Consider the following 18,555-nt stretch of genomic DNA (forward strand, 5'->3'; position numbering starts at 1 on the left):
CCTGACTGACGCAAGTGAGTCTGTCGCGGATATACCGCATACACAAGGGTGTATTTCACACCAGTTCCCGTTGTCAGGCCCGCACGTTGGCGACCGCTACGCTTGCAGGATAAGCCACGCAAGGATTTGAGTACGAAAGTTCTGCAGACTTACTCGCTTGCACGCGCATCCGCGCACGCGAGTTCAGTGCAGGTTGATTGTCGACTGAAGCGTGCCGCGCGACGACGGCGGCAACAGGTGCTGCACCGACAACGCCACCTTCACGCAATCCTTGATGTGCTGCTCGCCGAGCGCGCGCAAGGCTGCGTAGCCCAGCGCAGCCGATACGATCTGGCCGGCCAGCGGCACGTATTTGGTCGCCTGCTTGATCGTCAGCCGCATCCCGGCATGGCGCGCCAGCAAGAGCAGCAGATCGCGCGTGACGAGTCGTCCTATCAACAACGCGCCGACGGCGGCGGCCGCCTTTTGAATGCGCTCGCGCTTGTGCGGCGCCAGGTTTTCGATCTGCGTGACCGACAGGCCGAACTCAGCGCTGATCTGGGGCACCAGTCGTGACAGCAGCGCGGCGTCGGCGGCCCAATCGACGCCCGGCAGCGGCACGGCGCTCGCCGCTGCGGCGAGCAGCGCCTTGCGTGCCAGCAGGCGGCGGCTGCGCTGTACCGCCGCGATCAGGTCGGCGTTGCCTTTGGCGAGTTCGAGGGCGGAGGGCATGGATGCTGTTCCTTCGTCGTGACCGTCGTGATGCCGCTCAGGCCACCAGCCCCTCGAGTTGATCCGACAGCGACAGCCAACGCTCTTCGAGCTTGGCGATCTCTTCGTTCACCGCTTTCAGGCGCTTGCCCGCGTCCGCCATGTCCGCGGCTTTGCCTTGCTTCGCCATTTTTGCTTCGAGCGAAGTCTTCTCGGCGCCGGCTGTCGCCAGCTTCTCGTCGACTTGGGCCAGCTCCTTACGGATCGGCTTGGTCTGGTCGACACGCGCCGGCGCTGCAACGATCGGCTTGACGGCAACCGCCGCCTCGCGCGTGGCGACCTTGGCTTCTTCGCGCTGCCGCTTGGCTTCTTCGAAGAGGTAACGCTGATAGTCGTCCAGGTCTCCGTCGAAGTCGGCAACGGCGCCACGGCCGACCAGCCAGAATTCGTCGCAGACCGAACGCAGCAGTGCGCGGTCGTGGCTCACCAGCATCAGCGTGCCTTCGAATTCGTTGAGGGCGACGGCCAATGCTTCGCGCGTGGCAAGGTCCAGGTGATTGGTAGGCTCATCGAGCAGCAGCAGGTTGGGGCGCTGCCACACCATCATCGCCAGCACCAGACGTGCTTTTTCGCCGCCGCTCATGGTGCCGACCGCCTGCTTGACCATGTCGCCGCTGAAGTTGAAGCTGCCCAAAAAGCTGCGCAGGTCTTGTTCGCCGGTGCGCTCCTTGACCGCGCTGCCGAGCTCGCGCGCCATGCGCATCATGTGTTCGAGCGGATTGTCTTGCGGGCGCAGCACATCGAGTTCTTGCTGCGCGAAGTAGCCGATGTTGAGGCCCTTTCCTTCGGTCACTTCGCCGGCCAGCGCGCCCATTTCGCGCGCGATGGTCTTAACCAGCGTCGACTTGCCCTGGCCGTTGGCGCCCAGGATGCCGATGCGCTGGCCAGCCTGCACCGAACGGCTCACATCCGTCAGGATGGTCTTGGGAACGTCGTCCACCACATAGCCGAAGCTCGCCTTGCTGATCGACAGCATCGGATTCGGGATGTTGCCCGGCTCCTTGAATTCGAACGTGAAGTCAGCTTCAGCCAGCAGTGGTGCGATCTTTTCCATCCGCTCCAGGGCTTTCACACGGCTTTGCGCCTGCTTGGCCTTGCTGGCTTTCGCCTTGAAGCGGTCGATGAACTTCTGCAAGTGCGCGATCTTGTCCTGCTGCTTGCCGAATGCCGTTTGCTGAAGTGCCATTTGCTCGGCGCGCAGCGTCTCGAAGGCGCTGTAGTTGCCGCCGTAACGTGTGAGCTGTGCGTTGGCGATGTGCAGCGTCACGTCGGTCACCGCATCGAGGAATTCGCGGTCGTGGCTGATGACGATCATCGTGCCCTGGTAGCGCTGCAGCCAGGCTTCGAGCCAGACCAAGGCGTCGAGGTCCAGGTGATTGGTCGGTTCGTCGAGCAGCAGCAAATCGCTCGGGCACATGAGGGCCCGCGCGAGTTGCAGGCGCATGCGCCAGCCGCCCGAAAAGCTGTTGACCGGGCCGTCGAGCTCATGGGTCTTGAAGCCGAGACCCTGAATGAGCGCCTGCGCGCGCGGCACCGCGTCGTGCTCGCCGGCGTCGGCCAGGTCGGTGTAGGCGTGTGCCAGTTCCATGCCGATGTCGGAATCGTCCGGATTGGCTTCATATGCGGCCTCGATGGCGGCCAGCGTGTTGCGCACTTCGACCAGCCGCGTATCGCCGCCGACCACGAAATTGGTGGCGGACTCATCGGTCTCGGGCATGTCCTGCGCGACCTGCGCCATGCGCCATTGCTTGGGCACATAGAAGTCGCCGCCGTCTTCGTGCAGCGTGCCGTTGAAGAGCGCGAACAAGGTCGACTTGCCGGCGCCGTTGCGGCCGACCAGCCCGACTTTTTCGCCCGGGTTGAGGTTGACGGTGGCGCCGTCGAGCAGTTTCTTGGCGCTGCGACGTAAAACGACGTTTTTAAGAGTAATCATTGACTCGGCGAAATTAGGCCCAGGGCTTCGACCGCGGCCAGCACCGTGGCGGTCTGGGTGTCGTGGGCAAGAATGAAAGGATCGCCGTAGATCGTTTCGTCAGGAAACTCGGTGATCAACGTCAGGGCGGGGCCCGGACGGTTGACCTCGCTGATCGTGCAGGCCGTGCCATGGATGACTTCGAAAGGAAGATCGCCGGCGTGGGCATTGTAACTGGCGAGCTGTTTTTCGTTGAATGCGACCAACGCTGGCCGTGTAGCCAGTTGCTTGCAGACGTGCGTCGCCAGCTGCCGTGCGCGCTCGGCCCAGCCGGCGTGGTGGCGCACGATCAGGAAGAAGCCCTTTGGAATCGTCCACGCCCCGAAGCCGCGCGGGATGTAGCCGCTCAGGGGCCGAGTCCATTCGTGCGCCGGATAGCCGTGCAGGTTGATGTGCAGATCGGCACCCGACAGCGTGAGCGCCTGGTGCCTCGCCGCGCGCTCGTACCAGGGCGCCGCGTCGCGATATTCGAGGTCGTCGCCCAGCGCGGTATAGCGCGCGGCATGGTGCATGTGGCGCGGCGCGTGGGCGCACAGCTCGCGGTGGAGCGCGTAACCGTCGGGGTTTTCCAGCGGAATGAGCGCGAAGTGCGCATCGGGTTGCTGCGCGAGTACCTTGGCTGCGCGCAGTGCGCCGACCACACCTGAGGTCTCGTTGGCGTGCTGCGCGCCGCTGATGATGACAGCGGGCCCGGTGCCCGCGCGATAGACGCCAGCAACCGTGCGGCCTTGCCGCGTCGTGGCTTCGAAGCGTTGACCGGCGATGCGGCTCAGCTCTGCCGCGATGCGGGCGGGCGTCAGCGGCGCAACCGATTCAGCAAGCGGGACATCGCCACAGCCGGTTTTGGAGCCGATCGCCGAGGTGACGCCATCTGCGGCTGTCTCGGTAACCGCGGCGATTTTTGGATAGCTTTCGACCGCCACACGAAGTCGAATCGCGTCGCTGCTCGAACGCACGTCCGGCACGATCTGTCCGGGCTGCATGCGGCGGTCGCCCTCCGGCCGCCCGCTGCGATGCTGAAAGATTTCCATCAATGAAAAGTACAGGTCTTCGTGCAGCGCCTCTTGCGTGTCGAGGAAGCCAGTTTCCTGCGGCGGCGCGCAGTGGATGCCGCGCAGGTCGACGCGGACGTCGAGCCGTTCGAAGTACGGTTCGGAGCCGGGCCACGCGTGACCTTGAACGCACTCGATGGCTCGCCGAAAAAGCGCTTCGTAGTCGGATTCGCGGCGGCCTTCTGCGATGCTGCCGTCGCGATGTTTCACGCTCAGCCACGCGGTCGGCGAGAGCAGCGTTTCGCCTAGCGCGTCGACATGCACCCGATTCGGCGCGAACACGGTGTCACTGCGGCGGGCGCCGTTGTGCCAGCGCAGCTCGACCCGGTATTGCGGCGTGCCGGCGACAACCGCCTGCGGCTCCATGTGAAGTTGAGCGCCGGCAACCATGTCGACCAGTGGGTAAGCCTCCAGCGCGAAGCGGCGCGGCGGCGCGTTTGGATGCACCGGGTAGTGAACCACCACCTGCGCCAGGGCGTTGCAATCGACGTGTTCCAGAAAGTGATGGATCAGCGGCTTGTAGGCGCTCATAAAGCGTGCGCAGATGCCACCCGCCGCGAGCTGCTGCTCGGCCGCGCGCCGGGCGGCAGTGCCTTCAAAGAGCCAGCCCTCTACGGACTCTGCCGGCTCAACGGACGAGGCCGGCTTGGCGCCTTTCGTTCCGGCAAGCAACTCGCCCACCCACACGTCGAGTGTGCGAGGCAGTTCGATTTCCAGAAGTACGGTCATGTTCAGAGTCGCCTCGTTCGCAAATCCAAGCCGGCGCCGCAGAGCGGGGCGCCGGACAAAAGATCAGTGCAAGTCGCGGACCAGCGTCTCGCGCGTCAGCAGCAATACCTGGTCTTCACCGGCCGAGGTTTCCAGCCACACGGCCTGCAGCCTCGGAAACGCTGCTTCGAAATGCGTGCGCTCGTTGCCGATTTCAAGCACCAGCACAGCGCTCTCGCTCATCTTTGCGGGCGCGGTCTCGAACAGCGTGCGAATGAAATCCATGCCGTCGGCGCCTCCGGCCAGTGCGAGTTCTGGCTCGGCACGGTATTCCGCCGGCAGCGCTTCCATGCTGGAGGTGTTGACGTAGGGCGGGTTGCAGAGGATCAGGTCGAACGCCCCGGTCACGCGGGTCAGTCCATCGGAGGCGACCAGCGTGATGCGTTCGTCCAGCGCGTGTCGCGTCACGTTGATGGCGGCGACTTCGAGCGCTTCGGTGGAAATGTCCGCGGCGGTGACCGAGACGTCCGGGTACGTCATTGCCGCCAGCACGGCCAGGCTGCCGTTGCCGGTGCACAAGTCGAGCAACCGCTGCGTGTGCTCGCCGAGCCAGTAATCGATGCTGCCGTCGACGATCAGCTCAGCGATGAAGCTGCGCGGCACGATGGCACGCTCGTCCACGTAGAACGGCACGCCTTGCAGCCACGCCTCCTTGGTGAGATAGGCCGCGGGCTGGCGCGTGTCGATGCGCCGGTGCAGCAGCGCCGCGACCTTGGCTTGATCGGCTGGCGACACAGCGCGATCGGCCACGGCGTCGAGGTCGTCGATCGGCAGCTGCAGCTGCCACAGCACCAGCCATGCCGCTTCGTCGAAAGCGTTGACGGTGCCGTGTCCGAAGGCGACGCCGGCGTCGGCCAGCTGCGTTGCGCCGGCTTCCACCAGCTCGATCACGCTGCGTACGGACTGCATCGGCTGCATCAAGAGAGCGACTTTTCGAGCCGTTCGAGCGTGCGCCGATAGATGTTTTTCAGCGTCTCGATCGATGCGACGTCGATGTGCTCGTCGATCTTGTGGATGCTGGCGTTGACCGGCCCCACCTCGATCACCTGCTTGCAGATCTTGGCAATGAAGCGTGCGTCACTGGTGCCGCCGCTGGTCGACAGCTCGGTGGCGATGCCTGTCTCGTCGGCGATGGCGGCGCGAACCGCTTCGACCAAATCACCCGGTTGCGTCAAGAAGGGCAGGCCACCGATCGTCCACGCCAGCGTGTAGTCGAGCGCATGTGAATCGAGCACCGCATGCACCCGCTGCTGCAGCGATTCGACTGTGGACTCGGTCGAAAAGCGGAAGTTGAAGTCGATGACGGCAGCGCCCGGAATCACGTTCCCGGCACCGGTGCCCGAGTGAAAGTTACTGACCTGCCAGCTCGTCGGCTGGAACGATGCGTTGCCGGCGTCCCAGCCACCTGCGGTGTTGATGGCGACCAGCTCGGCGAGCGCTGGCGCGAACGCATGCACCGGATTCTTTGCAAGATGCGGGTAGGCGATGTGGCCCTGCACGCCCTTGATCGTCAGCTTGCCGCTCATCGTGCCGCGACGGCCGTTCTTGATCATGTCGCCGCAGCGCTCGACGGCCGTCGGCTCGCCGACGATGCAGTAATCGATGACTTCACCGCGCGCCGCCAGCGTGTTGCACACCGCCACCGTGCCATCGACACCCGGACCTTCCTCGTCGCTGGTGATGAGTAACGCCAGAGAGACTCCCGGTTCGGGCACTGCTTTCAGAAACTCTTCGATCGCCACCACGAAGGCGGCGATGGACGTCTTCATGTCGCAGGCACCGCGGCCGTACAGCTTGCCGTCGCGATGGGTTGGCGTGAAGGGGTGGCTGGTCCACTGGTCGATCGGGCCGGTCGGCACCACGTCGGTGTGGCCAGCGAAGACCAGCGTTTTGGCTTGCTCTCCCGAAGACTTTGTAGCGGCAATCCGCTTCGCCCACAGATTGGTGACTCGAAAATTCGTCGGCCCGCTTTCAATCGTTTCGAGCGTGAAGCCGAGGGGCGCCAAACGCTCGCCGAGGATTTGCTGGCAACCGCCGTCTTCAGGCGTGACCGAGGGGCGTGAGATCAGGTGTTCGGCAAGCTGGAGGGTTCGGGACATCGAAATCGGAGTGGGGTTGAAAGCTTAGAAGCGGACGTCGAGCGTGATGTCGGTGAACGTCGGTTCATCGACCTGGTCGAGCAATGCGCGTTCGGCGGCGGGCGCCTTGGGCGCGTCGGCGTTTTGCAGACGCCACATCAGGTTGGTCGGCGAATCGGCTTGCGACAGGCCTTCTTCCCGCGACACGCGGCCTTCGTTGATGAGGCGGGCGATGTCTTCTTCGAAGGTCTGCGAGCCCTCGGCCATCGACTGCTCCATCGCTTCCTTGACGGCCGAGAAGTCGCCTTTTTCGATCAGCTCGGCGACCAGTGCGGTGTTCAGCATGACTTCGAGTGCCGGCACGCGAGAACCGCTCGGCTGGCGCAACAGGCGTTGCGCCACGATGGCGCGCAGGGCACCGCCCAGGTCGCCCAGCAGCGTGGCTCGCACTTCGACCGGGTAGAAACTCAGGATTCGATTCAGCGCGCGGTAGCTGTTGTTGGCATGCAGCGTGGCGACGCACAGATGGCCCGACTGCGCATAGGCGATGGCCGCGGTCATCGTCTCGCGGTCGCGGATCTCGCCGATCTGGATCACGTCCGGCGCCTGCCGCAACGCGTTCTTCAATGCGATGTTGAGCGACTGCGTGTCGCTACCGACGTCGCGCTGGTTCACCATTGACTTCTTGTTGGTGTAGGTGAACTCGATCGGTTCTTCGACCGTCAGGATGTGCCCGGTGGCGTTCTCGTTGCGGTAGTCGAGCATCGACGCCAGCGTGGTCGTCTTGCCGGCGCCGGTCGCGCCGACCATCAGGATCAGCCCACGCTTTTCCATGATGAGCGTCTTCAGGATGTCCGGCAGATTGAGGTCGGCAAAGCTCGGAATCGTCGAGGCGATGTGCCGCACCACCACCGCATAGGTGCCGCGCTGGCGCATGGCGCTGATTCGGTAGTTGCCGGCGCCTTCGAGCGCGATCGCCATGTTGAGCTCGCCCATGCGTTCGAGCTCGGCGATGCGGCTTTCGTGCACGACTTCGGCCAGCAGATTGAGAGGCGCATCGGCTGGCAAGATCTGCGCGTTGATCGGAAGGCAGCTTCCGTTGATGCGGATGAGCGCGGGTGAATGCGCCGAAAGATAGATGTCCGAGGCCTTGCGCTCGGCCATCAGGCGAAGAATGCGCTCCATCGTTCCGATCATCGAAATCTCCTCCGGCAGTTGTCGTGGCAGTTGTCGTTGAAAAAAGGGCTAGTCGCGCAGCAGGTCGTTGAGGCTGGTGGTCGAGCGCGTCTTGGCGTCGACCTTCTTCATGATGATGGCCGCGTAAGTGCTGTACTTGCCGCCCGGCTTGGGCAGGTTGCCGGCCACGACGACCGAGCCTGCGGGAACGCGGCCATAGCTGACGGTGTCGGTCGCGCGGTCATAAATCGGCGTGCTCTGGCCGATGAAGACGCCCATCGACAGCACCGAGTTTTCTTCGACGATCACGCCTTCGACCACTTCGGAGCGGGCGCCGATGAAGCAGTTGTCTTCGATGATGGTCGGGCCGGCCTGCAGTGGCTCGAGCACGCCGCCGATGCCGACGCCGCCCGACAAATGACAGTTGGCGCCGATCTGCGCGCAGGAGCCGACGGTGGCCCAGGTGTCGACCATCGTGCCTTCACCGACGTAGGCGCCGATGTTCACGTAGCTCGGCATCAGGATCGCGCCCTTGGCGATGAAGCTGCCGCGACGGGCCACGGCCGGCGGCACGATGCGCACGCCCGCTTCTTTCAGTTCAGCGGCCGACAGGTGCGAGAACTTGGTCTGCACCTTGTCGTAGAAGCCGAGCGAGCCCGCCTGAATCTGCTCGTTGTCCTTCAGCCGAAACGACAGAAGCACCGCCTTTTTGATCCACTGGTGCACCGTCCACTGGCCGACACTCTCGCGCGTGGCGACGCGCAGCGTGCCGTTGTTGAGTTCGCTTATCACGTGCTCGACGGCGTCGCGCACTTCGGCAGGCGCGTCGGAAGGGGACAGGTTGGCGCGGTTGTCCCACGCGGCGTCGATGGTCTGTTGGAGTTGTTGGGTCATGAGGAATCTTGGAAAGGAGTCTCGAAAGAAAAACGGTGGCCTCAGCGGCCTTTTTGAACGAACTGAACGATGCGGCTGGCGGCTTCGACGCACTCGGCAGTGTCTGCGACCAGCGCCATGCGGATGCGACCCCGGCCCGGGTTACTGCCCTGCGAATCGCGTGCCAGGTAGCTCCCTGGCAAAACCGTCACATTGTATTGAGCGTACAGCGCCCGCGCGAAGCCTTCATCGTCGCCGGTCTGGTCGCCGTTCCAGGCGTCGGGCAGGCCGGCCCACAGGTAAAAGGCCGCGTCGGGCAAGCGCACGTCGAGCACGGCTTCGAGCAGCGGCGTCACCGTGGCGAACTTGCTGCGGTACAGAGCGCGGTTGTCGATCACATGCGTCTCGTCGCCCCAGGCCGCGATGCTGGCCGCGCCCACGGCACCGCTCATGGCGCTGCCGTGGTACGTCCGGTACAGGAGAAAGCTCTTGATGACGTCGACATCGCCGGCAACAAAACCACTGCGCATGCCCGGTACATTGCTGCGCTTTGACAAAGATGTCATGGCGATCAGGTTCTTGAAGTCGGCACGACCCAACTTGGCAGCCGCCTCGAGTCCGCCGAGCGGCGGCTCGTCCCGGAAATAGATCTCGCTGTAGCACTCGTCTGACGCGATCACGAAGCCGTAGCGATCAGACAAGGCGAAGAGTTTCTTCCATTCGTCGAGCGGCATGACGGCACCAGTCGGGTTGCCAGGCGAACACGCGAAAACGAGTTGCGTGCGCGCCCAGATGTCGGCCGGAACGCTGTCCCAGTCGACCGCGAAGTTGCGTGTCGGATCGCTCGGCGCATACCAGGTTTCGGCGCCCGCCAGCAAGGCCGAACCTTCGTAGATTTGATAGAACGGATTGGGCGAAATGACGATGGGCGCGGGGGAGCGTGTGCCGTCGACCACTGTTTGCGTGAGCGAGAACAGCGCCTCGCGCGTGCCATTGACGGGCAGAGCCTGCGTCGCCGGATCGAGCGTCACGCCGTAACGGCGCTGCAGCCAGTCGGTGAAGGCGGTCCGCAGCTTCAGGTCGCCCGCAGTCGCTGGGTAGGCAGACAGTGCGCCGAGACCCTGAGTCAGCGCGTCCTTGATGAACTGCGGCGTGGGATGTTTCGGCTCGCCGATGCCGAGGCTGATGGGCTTGAATGCCGGGTTGGGAGTGACGCCCTCGAACAGCTTTCGCAGGCGCTCGAACGGGTAGGGCTGCAGTTTGGCGAGCAGGGGATTCATGTGCCGAATTATCGGCGAGCGGTGTGCTGAACCCGTGAATCAGGCCTTCGGGGCGATGCGCCGCCGAGCCTCGCGGGCCGTGACGATGGGGATGCCCGCATTGCTGACCAGCGGCAGCAGATCGCGCCGGCCACCCGATGCGATCAGGCCAGCCGCGCCCGCCAGAGCTGCTGCCAGCACCTCGTCATCGTCAGGATCTGTGGGCACCACGCGCGGCACGCTGGTGGGAGTGACCAAGATGGCCAGCATGCGTAAATCGCCAGCGATGCCATCCGGCGTTTGGCCAGCCAAACGGTGGGCGAACTTTTCGTACCGCGGCAGCTGATCGTCAACGGGGAGGTGCTGGGGCGCTACGGCGCCACCGCGGACCACAGCTACGACGGCACGGTGTTTGCCCAGATGGGGACTTTTTTTAAGTCTGACGGTCAGTTCAGTTTCTGGTACCAGCCGATCGACGGCAACTACCGGCGGGCAGTCCGGGCACCTGTGCGGTGGCCGGATCACGGGGAACACGATGGTTCGGAGTGCGGTCGATCTACATCCAGGGCCACATGGTCCGCTTCTTTGCGCTGAGCGGCCATTGCGTGGAGCGGATGCCCCGCCCCCATTCACCGAGCGGCCGACAACTAAGGGCCAACGAAACCGCCGCGTTCGGAGCAAGACGCTCGAGTCAGAGCTTCTTTACCAACACCAGGCTCTTGCGATCCCAGTTGTACTTGCGCTTGCGCGCATCAGGCAGCCACTCCGGATTGACCTGCTCGAAGCCGCGCTTGATGAACCAGTGCATGGTGCGCGTCGTCAGCACGAAGATGCTTTCGAGCCCCATCGCCTTGGCGCGTTGTTCGACACGCTTCAGGATGCGCTCGCCGTCGCCTTGCGATTGAACGCTGGGTGACACCGTCAGCGCAGCCATCTCGGCAGTGCGTGCCTCCGGGTACGGATACAGCGCCGCGCAGCCGAAGATCACGCCGTCGTGCTCGATGACGGTGTACTGGCCGACGTCGCGCTCGATCTCCGTGCGGTCGCGCTTGACCAGCGTGCCGTCGCGCTCGAAGGGCTCGATCAGTTGCAGGATGCCGCCGATGTCGTCTGCTGTGGCTTCGCGCAGCGACTCCAGCTTTTCGTCGATCACCATCGTGCCGACGCCGTCGTGCACATACACCTCGAGCAGTAGCGCGCCGTCGAGCGCGAAGGGCAGGATGTGGTTTCGCTCGACGCCTGCCTTGCACGCCTTCACGCAATGCTCAAGATAGAAGGCCGTGTCGGTTGGCCGCTGTGCTGGCGGCAGCGAGGCCAGCAGCTTTTCGGCGGCGGCGAGTGGCAGTTCGGTGTCGATCGGGTTGTCTTCGCTCTCCGGCAGTTCGCTGTCCATGCGAATGCCCGGAACCTCGGTCAAGAAGATGAGCTTGTCGGCCTGGATCGAGATCGCCACGCTGGTCGCGACCTCTTCCATCGTCAGGTTGAAAGCTTCACCTGTCGGCGAAAAACCGAAGGGCGACATCAGCACCATCGCGCCGAAATCCAGCGTGCGGCGGATACCGACCGCATCGACCTTGCGCACCAGCCCCGAATGCTTGAAGTCGACGCCGTCGACCACGCCCACGGGGCGGGCCGTGATGAAGTTGCCGGAGATCACACGCACCGTGGACCCGGCCATCGGCGTGTTGGGCAGGCCCTGGCTGAAGGCGGCTTCGATCTCGTAGCGCAGCTGGCCGGCGGCCTCCTGCGCCGAATCGAGCGCAACCTCATCGGTGATGCGCATGCCGTGCGAATACCTGGCTTCGTGCCCCTTGGCGCGGAGCTGCTCGTTGACCTGCGGCCGAAAGCCGTGCACTAGCACGACCTTGACGCCCATCGACTGGATCAGCGCCAGGTCTTGCGCGATGTTCTGCAGCTTGCCCGCAGCGATCGCCTCGCCCGCCAGCGCCACCACGAAGGTCTTGCCCCGATGCGTATGGATGTAGGGCGCCACCGAACGGAACCAGGGCACGAAGGTGAAATTGAAGACAGTGGACATTGAAGGGTAGGCGGTGCGAAGCAGAAGCCGATTTGGCCGGGCGCAAGATAATCGGCGATTTTCCCCGAACTGCCCGCCTTGTCGTTGCCTCCACTGAAGATCGAGTTCCCCGAATCGCTGCCGGTGTCTGCCCGGCGCGACGAAATTGCCGCTGCCATCGAGGCGAACCAGGTCGTGATCGTGTGCGGAGAGACCGGCTCGGGCAAGACCACGCAGCTGCCCAAGATCGCCTTGCTGCTCGGCCGCGGCAAGCTGAACAAGCCGCCGGGGCAGGGCAAGCTCATCGGCCACACGCAGCCACGACGGATTGCAGCCAGCTCGGTGGCCAAACGCATCGCCGAAGAGCTTAAGACACCGCTCGGCGACGTGGTCGGCTTCAAGGTGCGGTTTCAGGACCGGTTGAGCCGCGACGCCTCGGTCAAGTTGATGACCGACGGCATCCTGCTGGCCGAGACGCAGACCGATCCGTTACTGAAGGCCTACGACACGATCATCATCGACGAGGCGCACGAGCGGTCGTTGAACATCGACTTTTTGCTCGGCTACTTGCGCGAGATCCTGCCGCGGCGGCCCGACCTGAAGATCATCGTGACGTCGGCCACCATCGACGCGGACCGCTTTGCCACGCACTTTGCGTCGCGCAACGGGCCGGCGCCGATCATCTATGTCTCGGGTCGCACCTTCCCGGTCGAACAGCGCTACCGGCCGTACGAAGAGTCGCGCGAGTACGACCTCAACAACGCGATCGCCGATGGGGTCGACGAGCTCTGGCGCGATCCGCACCACGTCGGCGACATCCTGGTCTTCTTGCCGGGTGAACGCGAGATCCGAGAGGCGGCGGACTATCTGCGCGGGCATCTGAGCCACAGCCCGCTGATGCGCAATGCCGAGGTGCTGCCGCTCTTTGCGCGTCTCTCGCCGGCCGAGCAGGACCGCATCTTCGACGGCCATACCGGGCGGCGCATCGTACTGGCCACCAACGTGGCCGAAACCTCGCTCACCGTGCCAGGCACGCGCTATGTCATCGATACCGGCACGGCGCGCGTCAAGCGCTACAGCTTTCGCAGCAAGGTCGAGCAGCTGCTGGTCGAGCCGATCAGCCAGGCCGCGGCCAACCAGCGTGCCGGCCGTTGTGGCCGTGTCGCCGACGGCATTTGCATCCGGCTCTACGACGAAAAAGACTTCGAAGGTCGGCCGCGTTTCACCGACCCGGAAATCCTGCGCTCATCGCTGGCCGGCGTGATCCTGCGGATGAAGTCGCTGCGGCTGCGCGACGTCTCGGAGTTTCCGTTTCTGGAGGCGCCATCGCCGCGCGCGATTTCGGATGGTTATCAGCTGTTGAACGAGCTGGGCGCGGTCGACGACAACAACGAATTGACCGCGACCGGTGCCGAGTTGGCGCGCCTGCCGCTCGACCCGCGCGTCGGCCGAATGATTCTTGAAGCGCGGTCACGTGGCGCGCTCGAAGAGGTGCTGGTCATTGCGTCGGCCCTCAGCGTGCAGGACGTGCGCGACCGGCCCATGGAGGCGCAGCAGCAGGCCGACCAGGCACACGCCAAGTTCGACGACGAGAAGAGCGAGTTCAGCGGCTACCTGACGCTGTGGAAGTGGCTCGGCGATGCGCGCGGCGGCAATGCACCGATGACGCGCCGGCAGATGCACGGCAGTGAGACGAAGCGGCCCGGCGCCGCCGTGCTGTCGATCGCCCAGCGCATGGCCGCGCCGGCAGCGGTGAGTGCCGCGGAGGTCGCTCCGACCCACAAGCTCAGCAACCGCCAATACGAGCAGTTGCTGCGGCAGAACTTCGTCAACATACGGCGCGTTCGCGAATGGCGCGACACACATTCGCAACTGCTGACGGTCGTTACCGAGCACAAATGGCCGCTCAACCCGCAGCCGGCCAGCTACGACGCATTGCACCTGTCGATGCTGGCCGGACTGCTCGGCAATGTCGGCTGGAAAATGGAAGATCCGTCAGCGGGTTCAGGACAGTCCGGTGACTACCTGGGCGCGCGGGGCATCAAGTTCTATCCGCATCCGGGCGCGCACTTGCGCAAGAAGCCGGGCCGCTGGATCGTTGCTGCGGAGCTGGTCGAAACCACGCGACTTTTCGGTCGAGGCATCGCCAACATCGAGCCGCAATGGCTGGAAGAAGTCGGCAGTCATCTGCTGAAAAAGCAGCTGCTCGATCCGCATTGGGAGAAGAAAGGCGCGCAGGTGTCCGCGTTGGAACGCGCGACGTTGTACGGCCTGGTGGTGTACAGCGGTCGGCGCGTCGACTTCACTAAAGTCGACCCGGTGGCGTCCCGCGAAATCTTCATTCGCGAAGCGCTGGTCGGCGGGCAGTGGGAGAGCCGGTTTCCGTTTCTGGTCGCCAACCGCAAGCTGGTGCGCGAGGTCGAAGGACTGGAACACAAGGCGCGCCGGCAGGACGTGCTGGTCGACGACGAACTCATCTACGCGTACTACGACGCGCAGTTGCCGGCTGACGTGGCGAGCGGCATCACTTTCGAAAACTGGTACCGGCACGCTTCGCACGATCAGCCGCGCCTCTTGTATCTGACGCGCGACGAGCTGATGCGGCACACCGCAGCCGGCATCACGACGCAGTCGTTCCCGCCGACGGTGCGGCTGGGTGGTGTCGACTGCGCTGCGACGTATCTTCACGAGCCGGGCGATGCGAAAGACGGACTCACCGTCAGCGTGCCGCTCTTCGTGCTCAACCAGGTGAGCGAAGAGCGCTGCGAGTGGCTGGTCACCGGCATGCTGAAGGACAAGATACAGGCGCTGCTGAAGAGCCTGCCGCAGCGTCCGCGCTCGCGGCTGGTGCCGCTGCCCGCGACGGCGGAAAAGCTGCTCGAAGCGTTGTCGGTGCCCGAGGTGTTCGGTGCCGGCGCGCTGACGGATGTGCTGCTGAAGCGCGTGCGCGACATGACCAGCATCGATGTGATGCGCGCCGACTTCAAGCTCGACATGCTGCCGCCGCATCTGTTCATGAACCTGCGGGTGGTCGATGAGCATGGACGTCAACTCGGCATGGGGCGCAACCTCGGCGCACTGAAGGCCGAGTTGGGCGCTCAGGCGCGTGGTGCGTTCCAGGCGTTGGCCGGGCTTAATGTGAAGGTCACGACGGCGCCGGATGCTTCAGATGCGCGCGCCGGTGCCGGCAAGACGCCGACGGGAAAGGCCGAGCCGGGCGCTCGAAGCAGTGCGACGCCCACACCATCGCTGCCTGCAGGACAGCGCTACACGGCATGGACTTTCGGCGAGCTGCCGGAGTTGATGGAAGTCCGGCGCGGCTCGCAATCGCTGATCGGTTTTCCGGCGTTGCTGGATGCCGGCGACGCAGTCACCATCGAGGTCTTCGACGAACCAGCAGTGGCAGCGGCGAAGCACCGTGCTGGCTTGCGTCGGCTTGTGGCGCTGCAGCTGAAAGACGCGCTCAAGTACCTCGAAAAGAACATCCCGGATTTGCCGAAGATGGCGGTCGCGTACATGTCGCTTGGCACTGCCGACGAATTGCGGTTGCAAATCATCGAAGTCGCGCTCGATCGGGCGTTCCTGCAGGAGCCGCTGCCGACCGACGAGTTCGCCTTCAAGCGGCGCATCGAAGAGGGCCGCGGCCGCCTTACCTTGATAGCCAACGAAGTGGCACGACTGACGGGCATCGTCCTCGTCGACTATGCGGTGGCGGTGCGCAAGATCAAGGACACCAAGGTGCAGCCCGACGCCACGGCGGACTCCGCGCAGCAATTGCAACGGCTGATGGGCAAGCGCTTTCTTGCCGACACGCCCTGGCCGCAATTGCAGCACTTCGCGCGCTACCTGAAGGCCATCACCTTGCGGCTCGACAAGCTGCGTGCCGACCCGGCCCGCGACGCCGCCAAGTTGGCTGAGCTAAGGCCGCAGGAGCAGCGCTACTGGCGCCTTTTCGCCGAGCGCAAAGGGGTGACGGACGAGCGCATGAGCGAATTTCGATGGCTGCTCGAGGAGTTGCGCGTCAGCTTCTTCGCGCAGGAATTGCGTACGCCGCAGCCGGTGAGCATCAAGAGGCTCGACAAGGCCTGGACGCAACTGCATACGTGATGCCAAGTCGTGAAAAGCAGCATCGAGCGCGCACAAAAAAGCCCGCCGGAGCGGGCTTCAGTGTCTTAGCGAGGCGCCTTCATATGCGGCCCATCAGCAACAGCACTATGACGATGATCAGCACCAGGCCCAGCCCACCGCTCGGGCCATAGCCCCAGTTCCGGCTATGACCCCAGGTGGGAAGGGCGCCAACCAGAAGCAGGATGACGATAACCAGAACGATGAGCGAGACAGACATGGGGTTCTCCAGAGGGCATTAAAAAGAGCCCCTATCGTGTTTCCTCTGGCTGCTTTGGACTAGGGAATGCAGCCCCTTTGGCAGTCAGGGGACGCCTACGAAACGTGTCAGAGTCTAGCGAGCCGATCGAGCGCGGTTTGGAGCGTCTCGTCTTTCTTGGCAAAGCAAAAGCGCACCACGCGTTGGTCGAATCCGTCGCCATAGAAGGCCGACAGCGGAATCGCCGCGACGCCGATCTCGCTGGTGAGCCATTGGCAGAACTCCGCTTCGCCCAGGTCGCTGACCTCGCCGATTTCGACGCACTGGAAGTAAGTACCGGCGCTCGGCAGCAACTTGAAGCGAGTCTTCGCAAGGCCCGCGGCAAACAGGTCGCGTTTGTGCTGATAGAACGCCGGCAGCTCGAGGTAGGGCGCCGCGTCACCCATGAAATTGGCCAGCGCGTGCTGCATCGGCGTGTTGACCGTGAACACGTTGAACTGATGCACCTTGCGGAACTCGGTCGTGAGCACGGCCGGTGCCGCGACGTAGCCGACCTTCCAGCCGGTCACGTGATAGGTCTTGCCAAAGCTGCTCACGATGAAGGCGCGCGCCGCGAGGCCTGGAAAACGGGCAGCACTCTGATGCAGCGCACCGTCGTAGACCATGTGCTCGTAGACCTCGTCGCTGATGAGCAGCACCTCGGTCGGCGCCAGCAACGCTTCGAGCTGGCGCATCTCGGATTCGGTCCAGACGGTCGCGCTCGGGTTGTGCGGCGAGTTGACAATGATGGCGCGCGTGCGCGGCGTCATCGCGGCGGAAATCTTTTCGAAGTCGGGCCGGAACGTGCCTGGGGTGAGGGGCACACGCACCACCGTACCGCCGGCCAGCTCGATGTTGGGCACGTAGCTGTCGTAGCAAGGCTCCAGCACGATGACCTCATCGCCCGGTCGTACGACAGCCAGCACGGCGGTGATGATGGCCTGCGTGGCACCGGCAGTGACGGTGATCTCGCTCGCCGCGTTGTAGCTGTGGCCGTAAAGCGCCGTGACCTTGGCAGCGATCGCCTCGCGCAGTGTGGCGATGCCCGGCATGGGCGGGTACTGGTTGTGGCCGGCCGCCATGGCTGCCGTCACGTCTGCGATCAGCTTTGGGTCGCAATTGAAATCCGGAAAGCCCTGACCCAGATTGACCGCACCCTTTTCAGCGGCCAATGCCGACATCACGGTGAAGATCGTTGTGCCGACCTGAGGTAGCTTGGTACCGACTTCAGGTGTGCGAAGAACAGCGCTCATAGTTCGTAGTCTTGATGATGGCCCGACAGGGCCTTGGCGATGAGGTTGCGGTCGAGCCGGTCGCTCAGCAACTCGGCAAATTTGAAGACGAAATTGCGCATGTAGGCGCTGCGCTTGAATGCGACCCGAGCGATGTTGGTGCCGAAGATGTGGCCCATCGGCTTCACCACCAAATCGGCATTGGTGTCGTCGCGCACCGCCATCTCCGCGACGATGCCGACGCCCAGGCCCAGGCGCACATAGGTCTTGATGACGTCGGAGTCGATGGCTTCGAGCGCGATGCGCGGGGTCAGCTTCTTCTGCGCGAAGGCCGCGTCGATGCGCGTGCGGCCGGTGAACGACGGGTGGTATGTGATGAGCGGCTCTGTCGCCAAATCTTCGAGCGACACGCGCTCCTTGGCTGCCAGCGGATGGTCCTTTGGCAGCACAAGCACGTGCTGCCACTCGTAGCAGGGCAGGGTGACGAGTTCGCTGTAGTCAGACAGCGATTCGGTGGCGATGCCGATCTCGGCGATCTCGTCGATGACCATGCGCGCCACCTGATCGGGCGAACCCTGGTGCAAGCTCACGTTCACCTTCGGATAGGCCTCGCGCAGCTTGGCGACCGGCACCGGCAGCACATAGCGCGCCTGGGTGTGGGTGGTGGCGATCGACAGCGTGCCGCTGTCTTCGGCGCTGAACTGCTCGCCGATGCGCTTCAGGTTGCCGACCTCGCGCATGATCAATTCGATGCTGGCCAGCACATGCTGGCCCGGCTCGGTCACACGCTTGAGCCGCTTGCCGTGTCGCGCAAAGATCTCGACCCCGAGCTCCTCTTCGAGCTCGATGATGGCTTTGGAGACGCCGGGTTGCGAGGTGTGAAGCGCCTTCGCGGCCTCGGTCAGGTTCAGGTTACGCCGCACGGCTTCCTGCACGAACTTGAACTGGTGGAGATTCATAACAAATTCCGTCTTATTGTCGGATTTATTATGCCTTCTGCAATCTATGGAGCGTC

At 64.0% G+C, this 18,555-nt stretch carries 14 protein-coding genes; 1 reads left to right on the forward strand and 13 read right to left on the reverse strand.

Annotation, left to right across the window (positions count from 1 at the left end):
* Positions 1 to 183 precede the first annotated feature (183 nt).
* The 10 genes from RCH10_RS18880 to argA all read right to left on the reverse strand — a co-directional run bounded on the left by RCH10_RS18880 (position 184) and on the right by argA (position 11,966).
* Positions 184 to 711, reverse strand: coding sequence for a hypothetical protein (locus RCH10_RS18880; protein ID WP_409053585.1), 528 nt, complete (start codon positions 709 to 711; stop codon positions 184 to 186).
* Between the two features lie 37 nt (positions 712 to 748).
* Positions 749 to 2,683 carry an ABC-F family ATP-binding cassette domain-containing protein gene (locus tag RCH10_RS18885; RefSeq protein ID WP_409053586.1) on the reverse strand — a complete coding sequence of 645 codons (1,935 nt, stop codon included), beginning with the start codon at positions 2,681 to 2,683 and terminating at the stop codon, positions 749 to 751.
* The gene (locus RCH10_RS18890) at positions 2,680 to 4,503 is read right to left on the reverse strand and encodes a peptidase M14 (protein ID WP_409053587.1); all 1,824 of its coding nucleotides are present in this window, start codon (positions 4,501 to 4,503) and stop codon (positions 2,680 to 2,682) included. The genes RCH10_RS18885 and RCH10_RS18890 overlap by 4 nt, the downstream gene beginning before the upstream one ends.
* A 63-nt stretch (positions 4,504 to 4,566) precedes the next feature.
* Positions 4,567 to 5,451: a 50S ribosomal protein L3 N(5)-glutamine methyltransferase gene (prmB, locus tag RCH10_RS18895; protein ID WP_409053588.1), complete on the reverse strand. Its 885-nt coding sequence runs from the start codon at positions 5,449 to 5,451 to the stop codon at positions 4,567 to 4,569.
* A gap of 8 nt (positions 5,452 to 5,459) precedes the next feature.
* Positions 5,460 to 6,641: a succinyl-diaminopimelate desuccinylase gene (dapE, locus tag RCH10_RS18900; RefSeq protein ID WP_409053589.1), complete on the reverse strand. Its 1,182-nt coding sequence runs from the start codon at positions 6,639 to 6,641 to the stop codon at positions 5,460 to 5,462.
* Between the two features lie 24 nt (positions 6,642 to 6,665).
* A complete protein-coding gene (locus tag RCH10_RS18905) occupies positions 6,666 to 7,814 on the reverse strand; it encodes a PilT/PilU family type 4a pilus ATPase (protein WP_187055060.1) in 1,149 nt (382 codons plus the stop codon).
* Between the two features lie 51 nt (positions 7,815 to 7,865).
* Positions 7,866 to 8,690, reverse strand: a complete 825-nt coding sequence (gene dapD / locus RCH10_RS18910) for a 2,3,4,5-tetrahydropyridine-2,6-dicarboxylate N-succinyltransferase (RefSeq protein ID WP_187052121.1) — start codon at positions 8,688 to 8,690, stop codon at positions 7,866 to 7,868.
* Between the two features lie 41 nt (positions 8,691 to 8,731).
* Complete coding sequence (gene dapC / locus RCH10_RS18915) at positions 8,732 to 9,949, reverse strand: succinyldiaminopimelate transaminase (protein WP_409053590.1); 1,218 nt, start codon at positions 9,947 to 9,949, stop codon at positions 8,732 to 8,734.
* Between the two features lie 39 nt (positions 9,950 to 9,988).
* Positions 9,989 to 10,198 (reverse strand): hypothetical protein, encoded by a 210-nt coding sequence (locus RCH10_RS18920; protein ID WP_409053591.1) that lies wholly within the window; start codon positions 10,196 to 10,198, stop codon positions 9,989 to 9,991.
* A 421-nt stretch (positions 10,199 to 10,619) separates the two neighbouring features.
* The gene (gene argA / locus RCH10_RS18925; protein WP_409053592.1) at positions 10,620 to 11,966 is read right to left on the reverse strand and encodes an amino-acid N-acetyltransferase; all 1,347 of its coding nucleotides are present in this window, start codon (positions 11,964 to 11,966) and stop codon (positions 10,620 to 10,622) included.
* Between the two features lie 78 nt (positions 11,967 to 12,044).
* Between argA and hrpA the strand changes: the two genes are divergently transcribed.
* Positions 12,045 to 16,052 (forward strand): ATP-dependent RNA helicase HrpA, encoded by a 4,008-nt coding sequence (hrpA, locus tag RCH10_RS18930; RefSeq protein ID WP_409053593.1) that lies wholly within the window; start codon positions 12,045 to 12,047, stop codon positions 16,050 to 16,052.
* Positions 16,053 to 16,131: 79 nt separating this feature from the next.
* On the opposite strand, the gene RCH10_RS18935 is transcribed toward hrpA, so the two are convergent.
* The 3 genes from RCH10_RS18935 to RCH10_RS18945 form a co-directional block, all read right to left on the reverse strand.
* The gene (locus tag RCH10_RS18935; protein ID WP_409053594.1) at positions 16,132 to 16,290 is read right to left on the reverse strand and encodes a DUF3309 family protein; all 159 of its coding nucleotides are present in this window, start codon (positions 16,288 to 16,290) and stop codon (positions 16,132 to 16,134) included.
* Between the two features lie 107 nt (positions 16,291 to 16,397).
* Positions 16,398 to 17,561: a pyridoxal phosphate-dependent aminotransferase gene (locus RCH10_RS18940; RefSeq protein WP_409053595.1), complete on the reverse strand. Its 1,164-nt coding sequence runs from the start codon at positions 17,559 to 17,561 to the stop codon at positions 16,398 to 16,400.
* A complete protein-coding gene (locus RCH10_RS18945) occupies positions 17,558 to 18,499 on the reverse strand; it encodes a CysB family HTH-type transcriptional regulator (RefSeq protein WP_409053596.1) in 942 nt (313 codons plus the stop codon). The genes RCH10_RS18940 and RCH10_RS18945 overlap by 4 nt, the downstream gene beginning before the upstream one ends.
* Between the last annotated feature and the right edge of the window lie 56 nt (positions 18,500 to 18,555).

The sequence above is a fragment of the Variovorax sp. GrIS 2.14 genome (assembly GCF_046115955.1).
Taxonomy (GTDB): Bacteria; Pseudomonadota; Gammaproteobacteria; order Burkholderiales; family Burkholderiaceae_C; genus Variovorax.

Excerpts from the sequence above, each read along its gene's own strand:
- RCH10_RS18880 (WP_409053585.1), bottom strand. The coding sequence starts at position 711 with ATGCCCTCCGCCCTCGAACTCGCCAAAGGCAACGCCGACCTGATCGCG.
- RCH10_RS18885 (WP_409053586.1), bottom strand. The coding sequence starts at position 2,683 with ATGATTACTCTTAAAAACGTCGTTTTACGTCGCAGCGCCAAGAAACTG.
- RCH10_RS18890 (WP_409053587.1), bottom strand. The coding sequence starts at position 4,503 with ATGACCGTACTTCTGGAAATCGAACTGCCTCGCACACTCGACGTGTGG.
- prmB (WP_409053588.1), bottom strand. The coding sequence starts at position 5,451 with ATGCAGTCCGTACGCAGCGTGATCGAGCTGGTGGAAGCCGGCGCAACG.
- dapE (WP_409053589.1), bottom strand. The coding sequence starts at position 6,641 with ATGTCCCGAACCCTCCAGCTTGCCGAACACCTGATCTCACGCCCCTCG.
- dapD (WP_187052121.1), bottom strand. The coding sequence starts at position 8,690 with ATGACCCAACAACTCCAACAGACCATCGACGCCGCGTGGGACAACCGC.
- dapC (WP_409053590.1), bottom strand. The coding sequence starts at position 9,949 with ATGAATCCCCTGCTCGCCAAACTGCAGCCCTACCCGTTCGAGCGCCTG.
- RCH10_RS18920 (WP_409053591.1), bottom strand. The coding sequence starts at position 10,198 with ATGCTGGCCATCTTGGTCACTCCCACCAGCGTGCCGCGCGTGGTGCCC.
- argA (WP_409053592.1), bottom strand. The coding sequence starts at position 11,966 with ATGTCCACTGTCTTCAATTTCACCTTCGTGCCCTGGTTCCGTTCGGTG.
- RCH10_RS18935 (WP_409053594.1), bottom strand. The coding sequence starts at position 16,290 with ATGTCTGTCTCGCTCATCGTTCTGGTTATCGTCATCCTGCTTCTGGTT.
- RCH10_RS18940 (WP_409053595.1), bottom strand. The coding sequence starts at position 17,561 with ATGAGCGCTGTTCTTCGCACACCTGAAGTCGGTACCAAGCTACCTCAG.
- RCH10_RS18945 (WP_409053596.1), bottom strand. The coding sequence starts at position 18,499 with ATGAATCTCCACCAGTTCAAGTTCGTGCAGGAAGCCGTGCGGCGTAAC.